We start from the raw sequence: 17,727 nt of genomic DNA, 5'->3' as shown, positions 1-17,727 counted from the left end.
CATTCACATAGCTAAGGAATCAAGCATGGCACATTTACGTTTAGGTGATACCGCACCAAATTTTGACGCTACAACCACAGAAGGTGACATCAATTTTCACGAGTGGGCAGGTGATCATTGGGTTGTTTTCTTCTCGCATCCAGCAGATTTTACACCAGTATGTACCACTGAGCTTGGTCGCGCCGCTGCATTAAATGGCGAGTTCCAAAAGCGCAATGTAAAGCCGATTTGTATTTCTGTTGATAGTCTAGAAGATCACAAAGCGTGGGCGAGCGATATCGGTGAGACTCAAGGCACAGATATGAACTTCCCAATCATCGCTGATCCTAATAAAGAAGTCGCTGAGCTATATGACATGATGCATCCTAATGCCGACAGCACTCATACGGTACGTAGCGTCTTTATCATTGATCCAAGCAAAAAAGTTCGTCTAACGCTGACATATCCTGCTAGCTGTGGCCGTAACTTTGATGAAATTATCCGCGTAATCGACGCACTACAGTTGTCGGATGAGTATAATATTGCGACACCTGTAGACTGGAAAGATGGTGATGACGTAATCATTCCGCCAAGCGTGAAAAACGAAGATATCGCTGCAAAATATCCAAAAGGTCACAAAGAGATTAAGCCGTATCTACGTACCACACCTGCACCAAACAAATAATTAGACTGATGTATAAATGTGATTAAATAAAGCCCCATGACTCAAGGTTATGGGGCTTTTATTATTTCTACTTTATGATTAATAACACTTTGCCATGATGGCCAGATTAGGCTATAACTGTGGTATAGCGTATCAATATTTGTGTTTATTAGTACAACAACCATAATAAAGCGTATCAGCGTCAAATCGCTGTCCAACCATTCTTACAAGGAGTTTGCTATGAAAAAACTATATATTACCCGTACAGCGCCCAATCCGCGTAAAGCGCTTATCTTATTGGCTTCAAAAGGTATCGATGTCGATGACATGGATGATGTCGATGTGATCGATATTGATTTTGCGGCAAATGAGCAAATGTCAGAAGCTTTTACACAAATGAATCCAATGCAGACCGTACCTGTTTTGACCTTAGATGATGGTACAGTACTGAATGATTCTCAGGCAGTTTGTGAGTATCTGGATCGTGTTTATGGTGAGCGTTCGGTCATGGGTAATGATGTGGTACAGCGTGCGCAAGTTTGTTCTATGCGCCGTGTTGCAGAGTTTGAAGTGATGTATAACTTGATGCTCGCGTTTCAGCACAGCCATCCATCTAAGGCGCAACGTGTTGAGCAAGTGCCAGAGTTCGTCGCACCATCAATTGCTCGTGCGGTTAAAGCCATGGCATATTTTGAGACGATATTAGAAGGTCGTGAATATCTAGTAGGTGAACAATTAAGTTTTGCGGATATCGTGCTATATCTTAGCTTAGATTTTGGTAAAGTATTAAAAATTAATCCTAATGAGCAAGGCGAAAACCTAGCTCGTTTTTATCAAAAGATGAATGAACGCTTCAGTATTAAGAATATGGCTAAAGCCAAACCTGCAAGTGTGAATGACTAAAAGGTTCTAGAAAAATAGTTTAAATCATAAAATTTATCTATTAACCTATTTGGTAAATTGATCGCTATAAAGCAAAACAGCTAACCTCAATCGTTAGCTGTTTTTTTATGAAACATAATAAAAATCAACATTTCGTTACATAGGTTAATAGTGCCAAGGTTATAGTGGTTAATCTAGCTTAATTATATCAATTATGTTTTTAAATTGTTCACTAAAGAAGAATACTTTTAAATTATGACTTCTTTTGAATAGGTTTTTTAAAATATAGATGGTACGCGAGATAAGTTGTACAAGCTTACTAAGAGGTATGTAATATGGTAGGTAGCCGAAATAAGCCAACGTTAAAATTACTGCTATTACCCAGTATGATGGCAGTTAGTCTGATGCTAAGTGCGTGTCAAAAAGAAGCGGCGTCTAGCGAAAATGATACATCGCAGGGTGCTGAAGCTGGCGAGATGACAGACTCAGCCGTAAGTGAAAGTCTAGTATCTAGTATGAGCCCTACATCAGACGAATCTGAACCTGTTGAATTAACCGCTCAAGACAAGCTGACGACCACCTTATCTCATCATCGCTGGACGTTAGTAAATGCAGTCGACGCCAATGAACAACCTATGGCTGAATTTGCGAATATCAACAGTCAGGTAACGCTTGCATTCAACCAATATCAAGGGCAAGACACGCTAAGCTATAGCGTAGGCTGTAATACGATTAGTGCTGGCTATCAGTTAAAAGGGCATACCTTAACTACTGAAGAGGGTATGAGTACAAAGATGTCTTGTGGCGAGCTAGATATGGCAGAAAACACCTTGAATACGTTGATGCAGGGCAGTAGTGAGTTCAAAATTGATCAAGGCGATAATCCAGTATTAACACAGTTTACCGACGATGATGTAACTCTGGTTTGGAATGGTAGGCTTACTGCACAAGCGAAATATAACAGTAAGGGTGAAACAGTATTTTGGGCAGTAAACTCCGAAACAGTACCTTGCGAAGCAGGTAACTCTGAGCAGTGTCTACAAGTTAAGCCTATTACTTATAATGATCAGGGCATTAAAACTCACGAAGGACAATGGCGAGTATTCGTTGGTGAAATCGATGGCTATCAGCATGATAGCAAACACGAAGAGGTGTTACGCTTACAACGCTATCCGCTAAACATCGATGAATTATCAGAGACCAGTGAACCAACTAAAGATGATACTGCTGATGAAAAGTATGCTTATATATTAGATGCTGTGATTGAAAGTTCAGTTGTAGAGTAGATTACTGTATTTTGAGCTTTGAAATGCTCATAGTTATAAAAAAACACGCGCCTAGTAACGCGTGTTTTTTATGGGATGTCTACTTTGTTGTTTATCTATTTTGACGATTGTTTGCTCTAACGCCTAGCTATTTTGACGCTGATCTTTAACGCAAGTTACCTAAATCTTCTTCTGTTAAACGCCAACGTCCTTTCTTCTTAGAAGCACCGCGACCACGCATGGCGCTATTCAATATCAGTTTGTTCATTGAATGGCTTGAGTGAGCATGACAGATGGCGCAGGCAAGTCCATCTGCAGCATCTTGTTGCGGTACGACTTCTAACGCTAATATTCGGCACACCATCTCCTGTACTTGCTCTTTGGCCGCCGCTCCATAGCCACAGACGGCTTGTTTGATCTGCCGAGCCGTATATTCTGACACTTCTAAATCTAAAGCCACCATCGCTGCAATCGCTGCACCTCGTGCTTGCCCAAGCTTAAGTGCAGAATCAGGGTTTTCTGCCATAAATACTTGCTCAATCGCTGTATAGATAGGCTCGTCTGCGTATTTTAAATGATGCTGTGTGATACGGGTTAGTCCATTAAAGATACGCTTGAGGCGTTCAGGCATCTCTTTGGTATCTGTACGAATCGTCCCTGCATCGATATAAGTCAGCTTGTCACCTGTCTGCTGTACTATTCCGTAACCGGTCATGCGTGACCCTGGATCAATGCCTATAATAATTGCCATAATATTCCGTCTTGCTTACCTGTCATTTTATATTCAATCCTATATAACTCGGATACGATGTCAGACTCGCTTAGCCTACTATTCGTAGTACTGTCGCTCACTTTACTTGTATCCAAATTATATCGTACCGACTATATGGCTTAAAAATTAGCCTTAAGTTTGATAGTATAGCAACCAATCCCCATATACATCATATGTTAGCCATTTTAATTTTCATGGCGCTCAATTTATTGGTTTTTATTTTATAGGACGACACTTTATGGGTCAGATAGTTGGTATAGCCATCGTTTGGTTTATTATCGAGATGCTACTGTGGTATTTGCTTGCTCAATTTATGAGCGGCTGGTGGGTGTTTATGTGGTTTATTATCGCTGCAGTTATCGGTATCTCTTTGATGCGCAAAGGTATGGCTGCTCTTAATCCAATGGCACAGCAAATGAAAGCTGGTGGCATGATGAACCCTGCGATGCGTCCGCCAGAGACCACGATGATTAAGAGTATCGCGATGGCAGCTGCTGGTATTTTACTGCTTATTCCTGGGGTACTTAGTGATTTGATGGCGCTGTTAGTGGTATTGCCACCTGTGCAGAAAAAGCTAAAAGACTTGGCCAATAATTACGTCATGAATAACCAGCAAAAAATGATGGAAATGATGGCGAAGCAGATGGGTGGTCAAATGGGCGGCGGTCAAAATCCATTTGGAGGTGCTGGTGGTATGGGCGGTCAAAACCCGTTCGGTGGTGCAGGTGGTATGAATGGCCAGAATCCGTTTGGTCAACAGCAGCAAAACCCATTTGGTGATGTGTTTAAACAGCATACTACGGTTGATGGTACTGCCAAAAACATCCCTAAAGATGTAAAAAAGATTACTAAATCTGCTAATGACGAATAACTATTTAGTTAAATCATAAGCATAAAAAAAGCCCCTCTCATCAATGACGAAAGGGGCTTTTTAGTGGTAGTGAATAAATTATAAGAAATATACTTACTAACCGAATGAAACAACCGAAGTGCCGCTGTAAGATGGTGACCCATGAACCGTGAAGTTCAGGGCGGATGCGTCATCATCTCTGCAGGTTTCCTGATACACCGCAAGCGGTGCAGGCATACACAATGAGACAATAGGTACCACATCCTGGTAAAGCATTATCGGCTCAGGGAATAAACATCTACTAGCCAACACTTCAGAATAGTTTTATCTTAACCAATGAAAAGAGTGATTGCAAGTCTGAATTACAGATTGATACGTAGCTTGGTTAGTTGGCCGCATTTATATTATCTTGTATAGAAAAATCATCGCAAGATAACCCTATAAAATTATTCATAAACTCACGAAAAATGCTCAGTTTTTCAGCTATTTCAAGATGTGTGTTAATATAGAGGGCTTTATATTCCCTTACACAGCATTATAGGCGTTCATTCACTCGAGGAGCGGTAATATATGACCAGTACCCAACAAGCATCAGACTCTATTGATAATAATAAAACACAGCTTAGCAATAACCAAGACGGTGCACAGAATAAAAAAATACCGCATGTCTTGATGATATTGGACGGCTTTGGTCATCGTGAAGAAGATAAAGATAACGCCATCGCTGCAGCCAATATGCCAAATTTAGATAAGATTTATCAGCGATATCCTCATGGGCTTATTTCTGCTTCAGGGGAAGATGTTGGTTTGCCAGATGGTCAGTTTGGTAATTCAGAAGTCGGTCACATGAATTTAGGGGCAGGGCGTGTTCTTTATCAGGACTCAACTCGTATCTCAAGTGAGCTTGCCAATCGTGAATTCTATAAAAACGAAGCATTGGTCAATGCGGTAAAAGCGGCTAATGAGCGTGGCGGTAACGTCCATATTATGGGCTTGCTCTCTGATGGCGGCGTCCATTCACATCAAGACCATATCGAAGGTATGTGTCATTCAGCATTGGTCCATGGTGCCAAGAATGTCTTTATTCATTGTTTCTTAGATGGCCGTGATACCCCGCCTAAATCTGCTGATAAGTACATCAATCGTCTGCGCGACTATATCAATAAGTTGAATGCTCATTACGAAGGTGGCCGCGTACAGATTGCAAGTATCATCGGTCGCTACTATGCAATGGATCGCGACAATCGTTGGGATAGAGTGCAAAAAGCTTATGAGTTGATTACTGAAGGTAAAGCTGATCGTCTATCGACACGGGCAGATGGCGCTGTTCAAGCTGCTTATAAAGCGCGTGAGACCGATGAGTTTGTCAGTCCAACGACCGTGATTGGACGTGATGAAGTGCCATATACTGTCAATGATAACGACGCACTTATTTTTATGAATTTCCGTGCTGACCGTGCTCGTGAGCTTGCCCAAGCATTTGTTCTGCCAGATCATGAGTTTTCTGGATTTGCACGTCAAAAGCAGCCAAAACTGGCGGCATTTGTGATGCTAACTAAGTATTCAGATGTCCTAGCTGACAATCCAAAAACCAGCATTGCTTACTACCCAACATCTTTGGCCAATACATTGGGAGAGTACTTGCAGGATCAAGGAAAAACTCAACTACGTATTGCTGAAACTGAAAAATATGCGCATGTGACGTTTTTCTTTAGTGGCGGCCGCGAAGAAGAGTATCAGGGTGAGACCCGCATTTTAGTGCCATCTCCAGACGTTGCAACTTATGATTTACAGCCTGAGATGAGCGCGCCTGAAGTCACTGATAAATTAGTAGAAGCGATTGAGTCTGGTAAGTATGATGTATTGGTGGTCAATTATGCCAATGGTGATATGGTTGGACACACAGGTATATTTGATGCAGCGGTAAAAGCGGTAGAGGCTTTGGATGTATGCGTTGGCCGTATCGAGTCAGCAGTGCGAGCAGCTGGTGGTGATATGCTTATCACAGCCGATCATGGTAACTGTGAGCAGATGCAAGACTATGAAAGCGGACAAGTACATACACAGCATACGACAGAGCATGTGCCATTGATTTATGTGGGCGAGCAAAAGCTGAAAGTGCGCCGCGGCGGCAAACTTAGTGATGTGGCGCCGACTATTTTATCATTGATGAATGTTGACGCCCCTGCTGAGATGACAGGTGAGAGCTTATTGGTTCCAGCAGTCTAAGCCAGTCGAGCTAAACCACAGTACTTGAATGACTGTGGTTTATACTGACTTGACAGCTGTACCAGAAGATATCAAAAAGGAAAGGATAAGCTATTATCCTTTCCTTTTTTTGTGATACATTTTACTTAATTTACTTGCAATACTATGCTAGTTCGAAATATGCGTTTGGTGCTATCTTATAAGTCGCTATATAACGATAAATTCGTATTCTCTATTATTCAAATGAGTTCTTTTATGCAGCCTATTTCTTTTGCACGTTCTTTTTTATCCAAAGGGTTAAGTAAATCAGTAGGGAAAGCATCAGTCGCGTCCACGGTTTTGCAGCCTGCAATTTTAATAGGTGTGCTTGGTTGTGCGATTAGCGTAAATGCACAAGCAGCAGTGGGAGCTTCTACAAATAATGATAATCCTACAAATGGCCTACAGCTCATCAGTCTAAATGCAGATGAGATAGCTGATGAAAACGACGCTGATAATTTATCGAATATTGCTGATATGTTAGATGTCGCCGATGAGCCAGATGATTCGATAGATAGTGTGCCAGATGAAAGCGCGCTAACGGATGATGCCGATGATATTGATACGGAGATTCCAGCAGAAGTTGCACAAGTATCGCTAAATGCTATCTCTCCTGAGACGCTAAAGACGTTTGTGGCTGTGGTGGATTTAGTACGTCGTCAATACGTTGATGCGGTCAATGATGAAGAGTTATTTAGCAATGCGATGAGCGGTATGCTGACCAAGCTTGACAGCCATGCTGAGTTTTTGGACGCAGAAGCTTATGAGAATCTACGTGCTTTTACTGAAGGTGACGTTGGTGATATTGGTATTAAAGTTAATTACCAGCCAGAGGCGGGGTATTGGGTCGTGACAGAGGTTATCGATGATTCACCTGCAGACAAAAAAGGCATCGCAGTTGGTGATTATTTGCATCAGGTTGATGAGTTTAAGCTAGACGAAGGGCGACAGGTCAATGATGTTGAGCAACTCTTAACGGGTATTGCCGGTACGCAGGTAGATATTATTACTTCCAAAGCTGGCCGCCGTAAGCACACAACGACGTTGCAGCGTAATAATAGTCATCCGCAGATTATCGAGACCAAACTGGTTGATGGTATTGCCATTGTTAAATTACCGGCGTTTCAAAACAACAGCCGTGAAAAATTACTAGAAGGTTTAATTAACCTAAACGCTCCTATATCAGGCATTTTACTAGATATGCGTGATAATCCAGGTGGCGTACTGACATCGGCAGTGAGTGTTGCCAGTTTATTTATGGATGATACCGATGTGGTGCAGGTGCAAGCACGTCAAAATAAATCACGGGTACTATCGACCCAAGGTGATGCGATACTTAAACCTTTGCCATTAGTAGTATTGCAAAACCGCTATTCAGCATCAGCGGCAGAGGTGCTTGCCAGTAGTTTACAAGCACAAAAACGCGCTACTATTATCGGTGAAGTTAGCTATGGTAAGGGCTCAGTACAATCGGTCATACCGTTAAACGATGAGCAAGCCGTCAAATTAACGGTGGCCAACTATATGACGGCAGCAGGCAAACAAATAGACGAGATCGGTGTAGAACCTGATGTGACTTTATCAGGCAGCGAGAACACGTGGGAACAGCAAGCATTAGAATTAGTAAAGGCGCGCGCACTTGATTCTGGCATTCGCTTTGTTAGAAAAAATGCTACGAAAGAATAGATTTTCGTAGCAATTAATTAACCGCGCATTACCTAACTTCTCTCACGGTTAAAAATATTTGAAGATGCCGCTTAAAAGAAGCTAGTCAGACGCATCTTCAGAAATTTCGAGCTTTTTCATACGGTAGCGTAAAGAACGAAAGGTGGTTCCTAATAATTCAGCTGCTTGGGTTTTGTTCCAGCCAGTTTGTTTGAGTGCTGTGATAATCAGCTGCTTTTCTTGTTCCTGCAAATAATGCTCTAACCCTTGAGGCGGTAGTTGACCGTCGAACAATTCTTGTAAACCTGATATGTCTTGAGCGGTTTTTTGTTGTACGTTGGAGTCAAGAAGCGACTCCTTATCATAAGTACTTGCTACATTGGTTGACGAACTGTCATTACTAGCTGACGAATGCTGTACCATTGAGGGGTAGTGGTTGGTGTTAGTACGATAGGGATGTAAATTGGTCTGTCTTTGCTCAACCTGCGTCGTTGTATTGTTACTAGATTGAATGACTTGCTCGCCGTTCTTTGTTGATTGGCCTGTAGATTGAACGTCTATATGATTTTCTACGTTACGGTCAGGTAGCTCAGAGCTATCGATAGCTGAGCTATGATTTTGCTCTTGTATATTTGCAAGCTCAGGTTCAATGTCAGGAAGACCTAAATGACTAACGTCAATGTAGGAGGTTTCAGCTAACGTAACTGCACGTTCCAACAAGTTGCGCAGTTCACGGACATTACCCGCAAAATCGTGGCATTGTAAGCGTTCGCAGGCTTCCATCGTCAATGAGGGCGGTGACTCTAATTGCCAGTCATCAGCAATCATAGCCAAAAAGTGGTCTGCCAATACAGGGATGTCATCACGGCGTGCATTAAGCGTTGGAAGCTTTAGCTCAATGACATTGATGCGATAATACAAATCTTGTCGAAATGCACCATCTTGTACCAATTGGTTCAGGTCTTTGTGAGTGGCAGACAAAATGCGGATGTCTACTGGAACTTCTTTTGTATCACCAATTGCCCTTACTGTTTTTTCTTGAATGGCACGTAACAATTTAACCTGCATGGCTAAAGGTAAATCTGCTACTTCATCTAAAAACAATGTGCCGCCATTAGCTTGCTGAAACAATCCTTGTTTATCAGCGACAGCCCCTGTAAAGCTGCCTTTTTTATGACCAAAAAACTCCGACTCCATTAACTCCGATGGTATCGCACCGCAGTTCACTGGTACAAAGCTGCCGTCACGCCGTGGACTTAAATCATGGATCAATCTGGCGACCACTTCTTTACCTGTGCCAGAAGCGCCCGATAAAAACACAGGTGCCTGTGAGCGTGCTAGCTTTAAAATAGTGTTTTTAAGGGGATGCATGACAGCAGAATTACCAATCAATCTACTATCTAACATTTTTTGTTCAGGAGAGCATTCCGGTGCGGCCTGTACTTCGTTATCTTGATGAATAACTTTTAGGGCATTCTCTACCAGTTGGCGTAAACGTGGTAGTTCTAGCGGTTTATTGACAAAATCAAAGGCACCAAGTTTTAATGCTTCAATAGCTAAATCCATGCTGCCATGAGCCGTAATCACCGCTATTGGAATATTAGAGCTATTGCTAATTTCTTTTACCAGCTCAAGTCCCGAGCCATCTGGCAGTTTTAAATCCGTCAGACAAAAATCGTAGTCATTGTCTTGCCAAAATGTTCTTGCTTGCGACAATGTATAAGCCACATCACTTTTGATACCCATTTTAGTCAGGGTAATTTGCATCAATCGACATAAATCTACTTCATCATCGACGACTAGCGCGGTTGTTGTCATACATCATCTCATCGTATTTTATGGCTATAAAATCAATAGCTGGGTCTAAATGGGTGTAATAGCTTTTAAAGGGCAAATTTAGGTAAGATTTTCTTCGATAGTTTGAAATTTATTATCAGATTTAATAGAAGGTACAATTAACCGAAAACATGTTTTCTCATGTTCAGGAATGTAGAGTAAACGCGCTTGATTGGCTTCACAAAATGCTTGTGATAAATAGAGCCCCAGTCCTGTACCAGCTTTATCTGTTGTAAAAAACGGATCAAACAAAAGTTCTAAATTTCCAGCACTAACACCATTACCATTATCTAATATATCGATTATAACATCGTTGTCTGCGCAGTAAATGTCGATTTCCACATAAGCGTGGGGATGAGCATAGCTGCTATAACGCAAGCCATTGTTGATTAGGTTGATTAATATCTGCTCTAACTGATGAGTATCAAATGATATGATGGGTTTGGTTTTGATTCGTAGAAAAATGTCGTGTCCTTGAAAGTAATTCTCCAAAAACGATGGCATCCATTCAGCCAATTCGAGCACCTGCTGGGTAGCCGTCTGCTGACGAGACAGCTTTAAAATATCCTCAATGATACGGTTTACACGTTTTGTCTGTGAAAATATCATCTCATAAAGCTCATGGTTGCCGGTTATGGCAGTATTCGATTCACTTGTTGATGCACTGTCATCTTCCATTTGTTCTGCAACATCCTCCATTAATAGCTGACTGGCTTGCGATATCGCTGCTAATGGGTTTCTGATTTCATGGGCAATACTGGCAGTTAATTGCCCTAAAGAAGCCAGTTTCAACTGTTGAGCACTGGCTTGCTCACGGCGTAAGTCTTCTAATATGACAAGTTTGCTATCGTCTTTTAGTGGAATAATCTGTACGCGTAATTTGCCAAATATTGAGGCATTTGCCACAGCTGGCACATCGTAGGTAAAAGCGCGTGACTGCCCAGATGCTACCGACAAACAGGCATTAAACAACTGTGAATGCTGTTCATTGAGTTGCTGCTCAAAATTAGAGAGAAGTGCTTTGCTATGAGTCTCTTTCACATCTTCAAGGGTATTCTGTGCTGTGACAGGCGTGACAAGTGATAGACTCAGCAACTGATGTGCGGCAAGATTTGCTAAGACAACATGTTGCTTATCGATAACGATAACACCATTCACCATCTGCGTGATAACCTCTTGATTAATCACGTTGAGTCGCTCAACTTCCTTAGCATGGTTTGCCGCGACCTTTTCAAGCTGTACCAATCGCTGAGAGATAGACCAACTCAAACCGCCCACTGCTAAGAAGCTCGCTGACATCAGTAGCGCATCGCCTAGATTAGCTAAACTCATGCTATTAGCAATAGCGTAAAAAAATTGCTGATAAATAACGAGAATGATGGCAAGTAAAGTAATAACCAATGCTTGCGAGCCATGTAGTAGCATAAAGCTGGCCGCGACGACCACCATGTATAGCATGGTTAACTGCAAATCAGGGTTACCTGTCGTGTAGAGCAGCAGACTTAATATAATAACGTCTAAGGCCAGTCCGAATGCCAGTTGGCGGCGCATATGTTTTCTAACAACATAAAATAGCCCAAGCAATATCAAGCTTAACAGGACGTAGAAGCTTAGAGTCGTTTGTTGCAAAAAACTCGGTAAAGACGCGCTATCACCAGTACGAGCAGAGATGTATAGCATGAGCATAGAAAACAGGCTGACGACGAAACGATAACTGCTATAGATTAGCCCTAATTTACGTAATTGCGGCAAAGGAAGCGTATCGTCATGATGAACATAACGAGTAATGGCAGAGCTAAGATTGGTAGCAGGGTTCATAAACTGGCCGTAATAAAATAAACGCTAAATGGTTTATGGTTGAATCAGACCATGACGAATGGCCAAATGAGTTAATTTAACATCACTATCAACCCCAACTTTTTCATAAATACGGTAGCGATACGTATTAATGGTCTTGACACTAACAAACAATTGATCAGCTATTTGCTGAGGGCTTTGACAATTAACAACCATCATGGCTACCTGTTTTTCTCTGTCACTTAATAAGTCGAAAGGTGAGTTGGCATTATCAGATAATAGAACATCTGCTAACTGTTCAGCGACATCTTGACTGAAGTAGCGACCTCCCTGATAAATCTTTTTGACCGCACGTATCATTTCATCAAGCGGCGTGCCTTTGGTAATGTAACCATTAACACCTGCTTTAATCAGCATTGAAGGATAGGGCTGTGCAGACATACTACTGACCGCCAAAATCTTGATACCCATGTCGAGTTGTATCAGACGTTTGGTTGCTTCAAGCCCGCCAATATTCGGCATATTGACGTCTAGCAAAATCACATCAGGATGTAATTGTTTGGCCTGTTTGATAGCCATGTCACCGCTGTCTGCTTCACCTACTACTTCAATATCGGGGCTGTCTGACAACATACGGCTAATACCCATCCGTACCAAATCATGATCATCTACCACTAATACTTTAATCATAACCATACTCTTTATTGATTGTCAGAATAAACGCTTTATTAGATTCTAATACTATAAAAAACAAATATATTTCAACCATTATTGTTATCTTTGTATATTCAAAATACCGCTGATTAATATAACAAAATACGAGTAATCATAACATTCGAAGTTAAATTATATTGCTGCAGTGTGAATTGATGTTTCTATAATATAAATTGGTTGTAGCAAAGTTTGAATGAAGCCAAAAAAAACTACTAAATCAGTTTGATAGATTAAACTTAAATGTAAACCATGATACACTAAAAATACAAAAGCTCTATGTGAGTACTTACAAACACATCTATAAACGCTACGTACGTTTTTGGCGTCAGACAATATGTAACTGGCGTAATAGCGACAGCAGGAGGCATAATGAAGCAACTACCATTAACCAAACAGCAATTGATCGCTGCTATGATTTCATTGAGTTTGGGCAGTGTTGCACAAGCCGCACTTACAATTAATGGTAGCACTGACACTGCCTCTAGTGCACGCCTGAGTTGGGGCGGCGCTGATAGCTTGTCTGAAGCCCGCAACATTATGTACAAGTCTAATGGCTCTGCTATTAAGAAAGTCGATAATGGCTACGGCACTACCAACATCACGAATACTAATAGTTTTGCTAGTAGTAATAACACCAATAGTGCTCGCTATAACACTACCTACCGCGGGGCGTTTGGTAGTAGCGATATGATTCCGATTAGCACGGATTCACGTAGCGTTGCGGTGATCGATGCTGAAACTGGCGAATCTATCTACGAAAAAGATGCTGATATCGCGCGCCCCATGGCCAGTATTACTAAGGTTATGACGGCTATGGTCGTGTTGGATGCCGGTCTTGATATGCGTGAAGAAATCACGCTTGATCCAGAAGATTTCGTTGGTCCTAAGCGTGCAAGCTCGCGTTTGAAATCAGGTGATCGTTTAAACCGTGCTGAGATGCTATTAATGGCGTTGATGAAGTCTGAAAATCCAGCAGCGAAGAGTTTAGCGCGTAATTACCCAGGTGGCTATGATGCCTTTATGCGTGCGATGAATCGTAAAGCGCAAGACTTGGGCATGAATACGGCATTTTTTGGTGATCCAACTGGACTTGATAAGCGTAACGTAGCTTCTTCAAAAGATTTGGTCAAGATGGTACGTGCTGCTGGTAACTATGATGTGATTCGTCGTTTTTCTACTACTAAGAGCTATGACTTTTTTGTCTCAAACTACTCAAGTGGTAACCGTACCTATAAAGCCAGTAATACCAGCACGTTGGTCCGTGACGGCAGCTATCCAATCGGTATCTCTAAGACAGGATTTATCAATGAAGCCGGACGTTGTGTTGTAATGGAAACTCGGGTCAATAACCGTCCTGCGATTATCGTTATCTTAGGGGCAAACAGCTCAGCAACACGTTGGGGCGATGCTAAAAATATCTTAAATAGTTTGGCTACACGCCGTACAGTATAAGCTATCAGTTCTAAATGTATAAAAAAGCTGTTATATCATATAACAGCTTTTTTATTGTGTTGAATTTAAGAATTAAGGATACACGCTATGGGTCATTCACCATTCTCTTCTCCTACACCTAAGCTATATCTATTGACCAACGACGATGAGTTTGAGCTGTTATATCAAAAGCTACAGGCAGCCTTATCGACAGGATTGATTGCGCTATTACAAATTCGTCGTAAGCAAGTTCTTAGTCTACCTGATGGGGCTTTAAAGCTTTTTGATGAGGCGCAAAGAATCGTTGAGTTAGCTAAAACATATAGCGTGCCAGTTGTTATTAATGATGACGTGAAGTTGGCCGAAAAGCTTGGGGTTGGCGTACACCTTGGTCAAACAGACGGCAGTATCGGTGATGCTCTACAGTCTCTATCACCGCATCAAATCATCGGTCGCACCTGCCATGGTGATGTAGCGCTGATTAAAGAAGCAAAAAATGACGGCGCAAGTTATGCTGCGATGGGTGCTGTATTTACTTCTACAACTAAGCCAAATGCTAATATTATTTCACGTCAGCAGCTTGTGGAAGGGTGTCAACAAGGCATACCAATCTGTGTGATAGGGGGGTTAACCGCAGAGAATGTCTCAGAGTTAGTAGATTTGCCCATTGCGCTTGTGGCAGTAGTTGGGGATATTATGGACTTGCCAGTAGCAGACATAGCGCAGCGTTGTCATGAATGGCAGCAGGCATTTTCTAGATGGAAAATACCTACTTGAAGCACGCTTCTTAGAGAGGTTTTAAAGTAGCAATACTCTTACAATAGAGTATTAATATGACAGCGCTACTCAGCGTGTTCCATACATAAGGTGGCATAGGGTAGCGCTTCTAAGCGCTGCTCTTCGATCTGTTCACCGCAGACTTCGCACTCGCCATAAGTACCATTTTCAATTCGACTCAATGCATTTTCGACATAGATTAAGCTTTGACGTGCCTCGCTCATCAAATTTTTGCGCATGTCGTTTTGACGATAGGATATGGCCTGATCTTCCCAATGTTCATTGAGATCATCTTGCGGATTCTGAATATGATCTTCTATCTTATCAATTCGAGATTCGTACTCATCTTTTAATTTTAATAGGTTTTGTTTAGCAGTGTCTAAGTTGATGCTCATTATTTTCTCCTAATGGATTATTTTTATTGTCAATGTTTCTATCATAAAGAGCTTGACTGCTGAGTACCACCACGAAATGTTACGGTTTATTGACTATGCTTGAAGCTAGCAACTGCAATTGTTACCGCTGAATAGTAGTCTGAGAATTTAGACTAAATATTTTAAACGTGCTGAAATTTGTGTCAGGTTGCTTGTGAGACTGTGGTAGAAACCTGGTAGAATACACCGCCGCTGAATTCTGCTTATTTGATCGACTCATCAGAGTGAGTCTGATAAGTGTAAGAGCCAAGCGTTAAAAAACATTAAAAAGCAATAAAGCTGATAGTGACTATATAGCTTGGCTATAAGATAGCGTGTTTATAAGACAGGCGAGCGAGAGTGCTACGAATAGTAGTTCGAGCGAACTTAGCACTGAATCTGATTTATATGGAGCTGACTATAATAGTCATATCAGTAACGACGGTAATCGCAAATTAACAGATAGATTGATGCATAGGAGCAGGTGATGAATTTTTTGCGTATGAGTGAGTTGAACTTAACGGATAAAGTGGTTTTGATTCGAGAAGATTTAAATGTGCCTATTAAAGACGGTAAGGTCACGAGCGATGCGCGCTTGCAAGCCAGCCTTCCTACCATCAAAATGGCGCTCGAAAAAGGCGCTGCGGTAATTGTTTGCTCACATTTAGGCCGCCCAACAGAAGGCAATCCTAAAACTGTATACTCATTGGCACCAGTTGCTGACTATTTGACGGACAAATTAAGCTCGCAACTATCGACACCTGTACGTCTTAATAGTGATTATCTTACCCAAGGTGCCAATGTAAAATCTGGCGAAGTGGTTCTATTAGAAAATGTACGCTTCAATGACGGTGAAAAGAAAAACGATGCCACGCTAGCGAAAAAGTACGCTGATTTGTGCGATGTGTTTGTAATGGATGCTTTTGGTACAGCGCACCGTGCACAGGCATCAACAGAGGGTGTTACGCAAGCGATGCGTCAAGCAGATAAAACTGTGTGTGCAGGGCCATTGTTAGCTGCTGAGCTTGATGCTTTGAGCCTAGCACTTGAAACACCAGCACAGCCAATGCTTGCTATCGTTGGTGGGTCAAAAGTGTCTACCAAGTTAGAAGTGCTACACAGCTTGGCTGAAGTTTGCACGCAAATTATCGTTGGTGGTGGTATTGCCAATACTTTCTTAGCAGCACAAGGTCACGGTGTTGGCGCCTCATTGTACGAAGCAGATTTGCTTGATACTGCACGTGACATTATGACCAAGACTGAAATTTTGCTACCTGAGTACGTCGTAGTCGCTGATAAAAATGACATCGATTTCGCTGACTTTACTGGCTCATTGCAAAAAGCCACTGCAACGATCAAATCAGTTGATGCGATCGGTGACAATGACATGATATTGGACATCGCACCAGAAAGCGCAAAACAGCTTGCCAATGCCATTATCAATGCAAAAACCATCTTGTGGAATGGTCCAGTGGGTGTATTTGAGGTCGATGCTTTCGGGCAAGGCACACAGATATTAGCTACTGCTGTAAGAGACAGCGATGGTTTCTCTATTGCGGGCGGCGGTGATACGTTAGCGGCTATCGATAAATATCAAGTTGCTGATGGTGTGAGCTATATGTCAACAGGTGGCGGTGCGTTTTTAGAGTTTGTTGAAGGTAAAGTACTTCCGGCAGTCGCTGCTCTGCAAATAGATGCCTAACTAATTAACGATACTCTGTAGCTTAGTAACATTAGACGTACAACTAACTTTAAATAACTAAGGTAGTCTGTAAAAATAATATTTTGGCTGTTGATTTACTTGTTTTTATTAGCATCAGTAGATGCAATAGCCATCGATTATTATTAAGCAGTAATTATTTATTTATATACTGAAAATTATTATTGCATGTCTGATTCGCACTCTATAAAATAGCGCGACCATGTATTTTGACATGCATTATTTACGAGAGGTTTATTATGTTAAAACGTCATTTATTACTTGCTAGCGTACTTGCTGGTACCTTCGCAATCACTGCATGTAGCCAACAAACAGAAGAAAACACTGAAGCTGCTGTTGAATCTGCTGGCGATGATGCTGCTGCAAACGCTGATGCTGCTGCCGCTGAAACAGACGCTGCTGCTGCTGAAGCTGAAGCTGCTGCTCAAGACGCTGGTACTGAAGTTGCCGAAGGCGCTGACACTGCTGGTGCAGCTGCGACAGACGCTCTAGAAAACACTGGCGATGCTATTGCTGAAAGCACTAACACAGCGGTTGAAAATACTGCTGAAGCTGTTGCTGATGGCGCTAACGCTGTTGCTGATGGCGCAAATGATGTTGCAGTTGATGCAGAGCAACAGTACTAAGCTACGCGATAACTAAGCACTATAATGACTGATTTGCTGGTATGCTATTGATTAATAGATACTCATCGGTAAATAATTTCTAAAAAGAG

At 41.8% G+C, this 17,727-nt stretch carries 15 protein-coding genes and 1 other RNA gene; 10 read left to right on the top strand and 6 right to left on the bottom strand.

Annotated features, from left to right (window positions below; translation table 11 throughout):
- The first annotated feature begins 25 nt into the window (after nt 1-25).
- The 3 genes from ACIGBM_RS07535 to ACIGBM_RS07525 all read left to right on the top strand — a co-directional run bounded on the left by ACIGBM_RS07535 (nt 26) and on the right by ACIGBM_RS07525 (nt 2,811).
- Nucleotides 26-664, top strand: a complete 639-nt coding sequence (locus ACIGBM_RS07535) for a peroxiredoxin (protein WP_057760978.1) — start codon at nt 26-28, stop codon at nt 662-664.
- Nucleotides 665-883: 219 nt separating this feature from the next.
- Nucleotides 884-1,546 (top strand): glutathione S-transferase family protein, encoded by a 663-nt coding sequence (locus ACIGBM_RS07530; protein ID WP_101206376.1) that lies wholly within the window; start codon nt 884-886, stop codon nt 1,544-1,546.
- Nucleotides 1,547-1,860: 314 nt separating this feature from the next.
- The gene (locus ACIGBM_RS07525; RefSeq protein ID WP_397477296.1) at nt 1,861-2,811 is read left to right on the top strand and encodes an META domain-containing protein; all 951 of its coding nucleotides are present in this window, start codon (nt 1,861-1,863) and stop codon (nt 2,809-2,811) included.
- Nucleotides 2,812-2,956: 145 nt separating this feature from the next.
- Here ACIGBM_RS07525 and ruvC read toward each other — a convergent pair whose 3' ends face one another.
- Nucleotides 2,957-3,541 (bottom strand): crossover junction endodeoxyribonuclease RuvC, encoded by a 585-nt coding sequence (ruvC, locus tag ACIGBM_RS07520; RefSeq protein ID WP_057760973.1) that lies wholly within the window; start codon nt 3,539-3,541, stop codon nt 2,957-2,959.
- 259 nt (nt 3,542-3,800) lie between these two features.
- On the opposite strand from ruvC, the gene ACIGBM_RS07515 reads away from it, so the two are divergent.
- On the top strand, nt 3,801-4,433 hold the full coding sequence (locus ACIGBM_RS07515; RefSeq protein WP_057760971.1) for an FxsA family protein: 633 nt from the start codon (nt 3,801-3,803) through the stop codon (nt 4,431-4,433).
- A 106-nt stretch (nt 4,434-4,539) separates the two neighbouring features.
- On the opposite strand, the gene ssrS is transcribed toward ACIGBM_RS07515, so the two are convergent.
- Nucleotides 4,540-4,735: non-coding RNA, 6S RNA (ssrS, locus tag ACIGBM_RS07510), on the bottom strand.
- Between the two features lie 247 nt (nt 4,736-4,982).
- Here ssrS and gpmI point away from each other — a divergent pair.
- Nucleotides 4,983-6,641 (top strand): 2,3-bisphosphoglycerate-independent phosphoglycerate mutase, encoded by a 1,659-nt coding sequence (gene gpmI / locus ACIGBM_RS07505; protein WP_397477295.1) that lies wholly within the window; start codon nt 4,983-4,985, stop codon nt 6,639-6,641.
- Between the two features lie 234 nt (nt 6,642-6,875).
- Nucleotides 6,876-8,345 (top strand): S41 family peptidase, encoded by a 1,470-nt coding sequence (locus tag ACIGBM_RS07500; protein WP_397477294.1) that lies wholly within the window; start codon nt 6,876-6,878, stop codon nt 8,343-8,345.
- Between the two features lie 81 nt (nt 8,346-8,426).
- On the opposite strand, the gene ACIGBM_RS07495 is transcribed toward ACIGBM_RS07500, so the two are convergent.
- From ACIGBM_RS07495 to ACIGBM_RS07485, 3 genes are all read right to left on the bottom strand, one after another.
- Nucleotides 8,427-10,142, bottom strand: coding sequence for a sigma 54-interacting transcriptional regulator (locus ACIGBM_RS07495; protein ID WP_397477293.1), 1,716 nt, complete (start codon nt 10,140-10,142; stop codon nt 8,427-8,429).
- Nucleotides 10,143-10,220: 78 nt separating this feature from the next.
- Nucleotides 10,221-11,978 carry an ATP-binding protein gene (locus ACIGBM_RS07490; RefSeq protein WP_341609673.1) on the bottom strand — a complete coding sequence of 586 codons (1,758 nt, stop codon included), beginning with the start codon at nt 11,976-11,978 and terminating at the stop codon, nt 10,221-10,223.
- Nucleotides 11,979-12,011: 33 nt separating this feature from the next.
- Entirely contained in the window at nt 12,012-12,647 is a 636-nt protein-coding gene (locus ACIGBM_RS07485; RefSeq protein ID WP_101206382.1) for a response regulator, read from the bottom strand.
- Nucleotides 12,648-13,040: 393 nt separating this feature from the next.
- Here ACIGBM_RS07485 and ACIGBM_RS07480 point away from each other — a divergent pair, with 393 nt between their 5' ends.
- Nucleotides 13,041-14,123: a serine hydrolase gene (locus ACIGBM_RS07480; protein ID WP_057760963.1), complete on the top strand. Its 1,083-nt coding sequence runs from the start codon at nt 13,041-13,043 to the stop codon at nt 14,121-14,123.
- Nucleotides 14,124-14,210: 87 nt separating this feature from the next.
- Complete coding sequence (locus ACIGBM_RS07475; RefSeq protein ID WP_397477292.1) at nt 14,211-14,879, top strand: thiamine phosphate synthase; 669 nt, start codon at nt 14,211-14,213, stop codon at nt 14,877-14,879.
- 65 nt (nt 14,880-14,944) lie between these two features.
- Here ACIGBM_RS07475 and ACIGBM_RS07470 read toward each other — a convergent pair whose 3' ends face one another.
- A complete protein-coding gene (locus tag ACIGBM_RS07470; RefSeq protein ID WP_341609671.1) occupies nt 14,945-15,274 on the bottom strand; it encodes a TraR/DksA C4-type zinc finger protein in 330 nt (109 codons plus the stop codon).
- 505 nt (nt 15,275-15,779) lie between these two features.
- Between ACIGBM_RS07470 and ACIGBM_RS07465 the strand changes: the two genes are divergently transcribed.
- Nucleotides 15,780-16,994 carry a phosphoglycerate kinase gene (locus ACIGBM_RS07465; protein WP_397477291.1) on the top strand — a complete coding sequence of 405 codons (1,215 nt, stop codon included), beginning with the start codon at nt 15,780-15,782 and terminating at the stop codon, nt 16,992-16,994.
- 257 nt (nt 16,995-17,251) lie between these two features.
- Complete coding sequence (locus ACIGBM_RS07460) at nt 17,252-17,638, top strand: hypothetical protein (protein WP_201567361.1); 387 nt, start codon at nt 17,252-17,254, stop codon at nt 17,636-17,638.
- The last annotated feature ends 89 nt before the right edge of the window (nt 17,639-17,727 follow it).

Source organism: Psychrobacter sp. NPDC077938, assembly GCF_044542635.1.
In the GTDB taxonomy this organism is placed as follows: domain Bacteria; phylum Pseudomonadota; class Gammaproteobacteria; order Pseudomonadales; family Moraxellaceae; genus Psychrobacter.
This window is presented reverse-complemented; position numbering and strand designations above follow the sequence as displayed.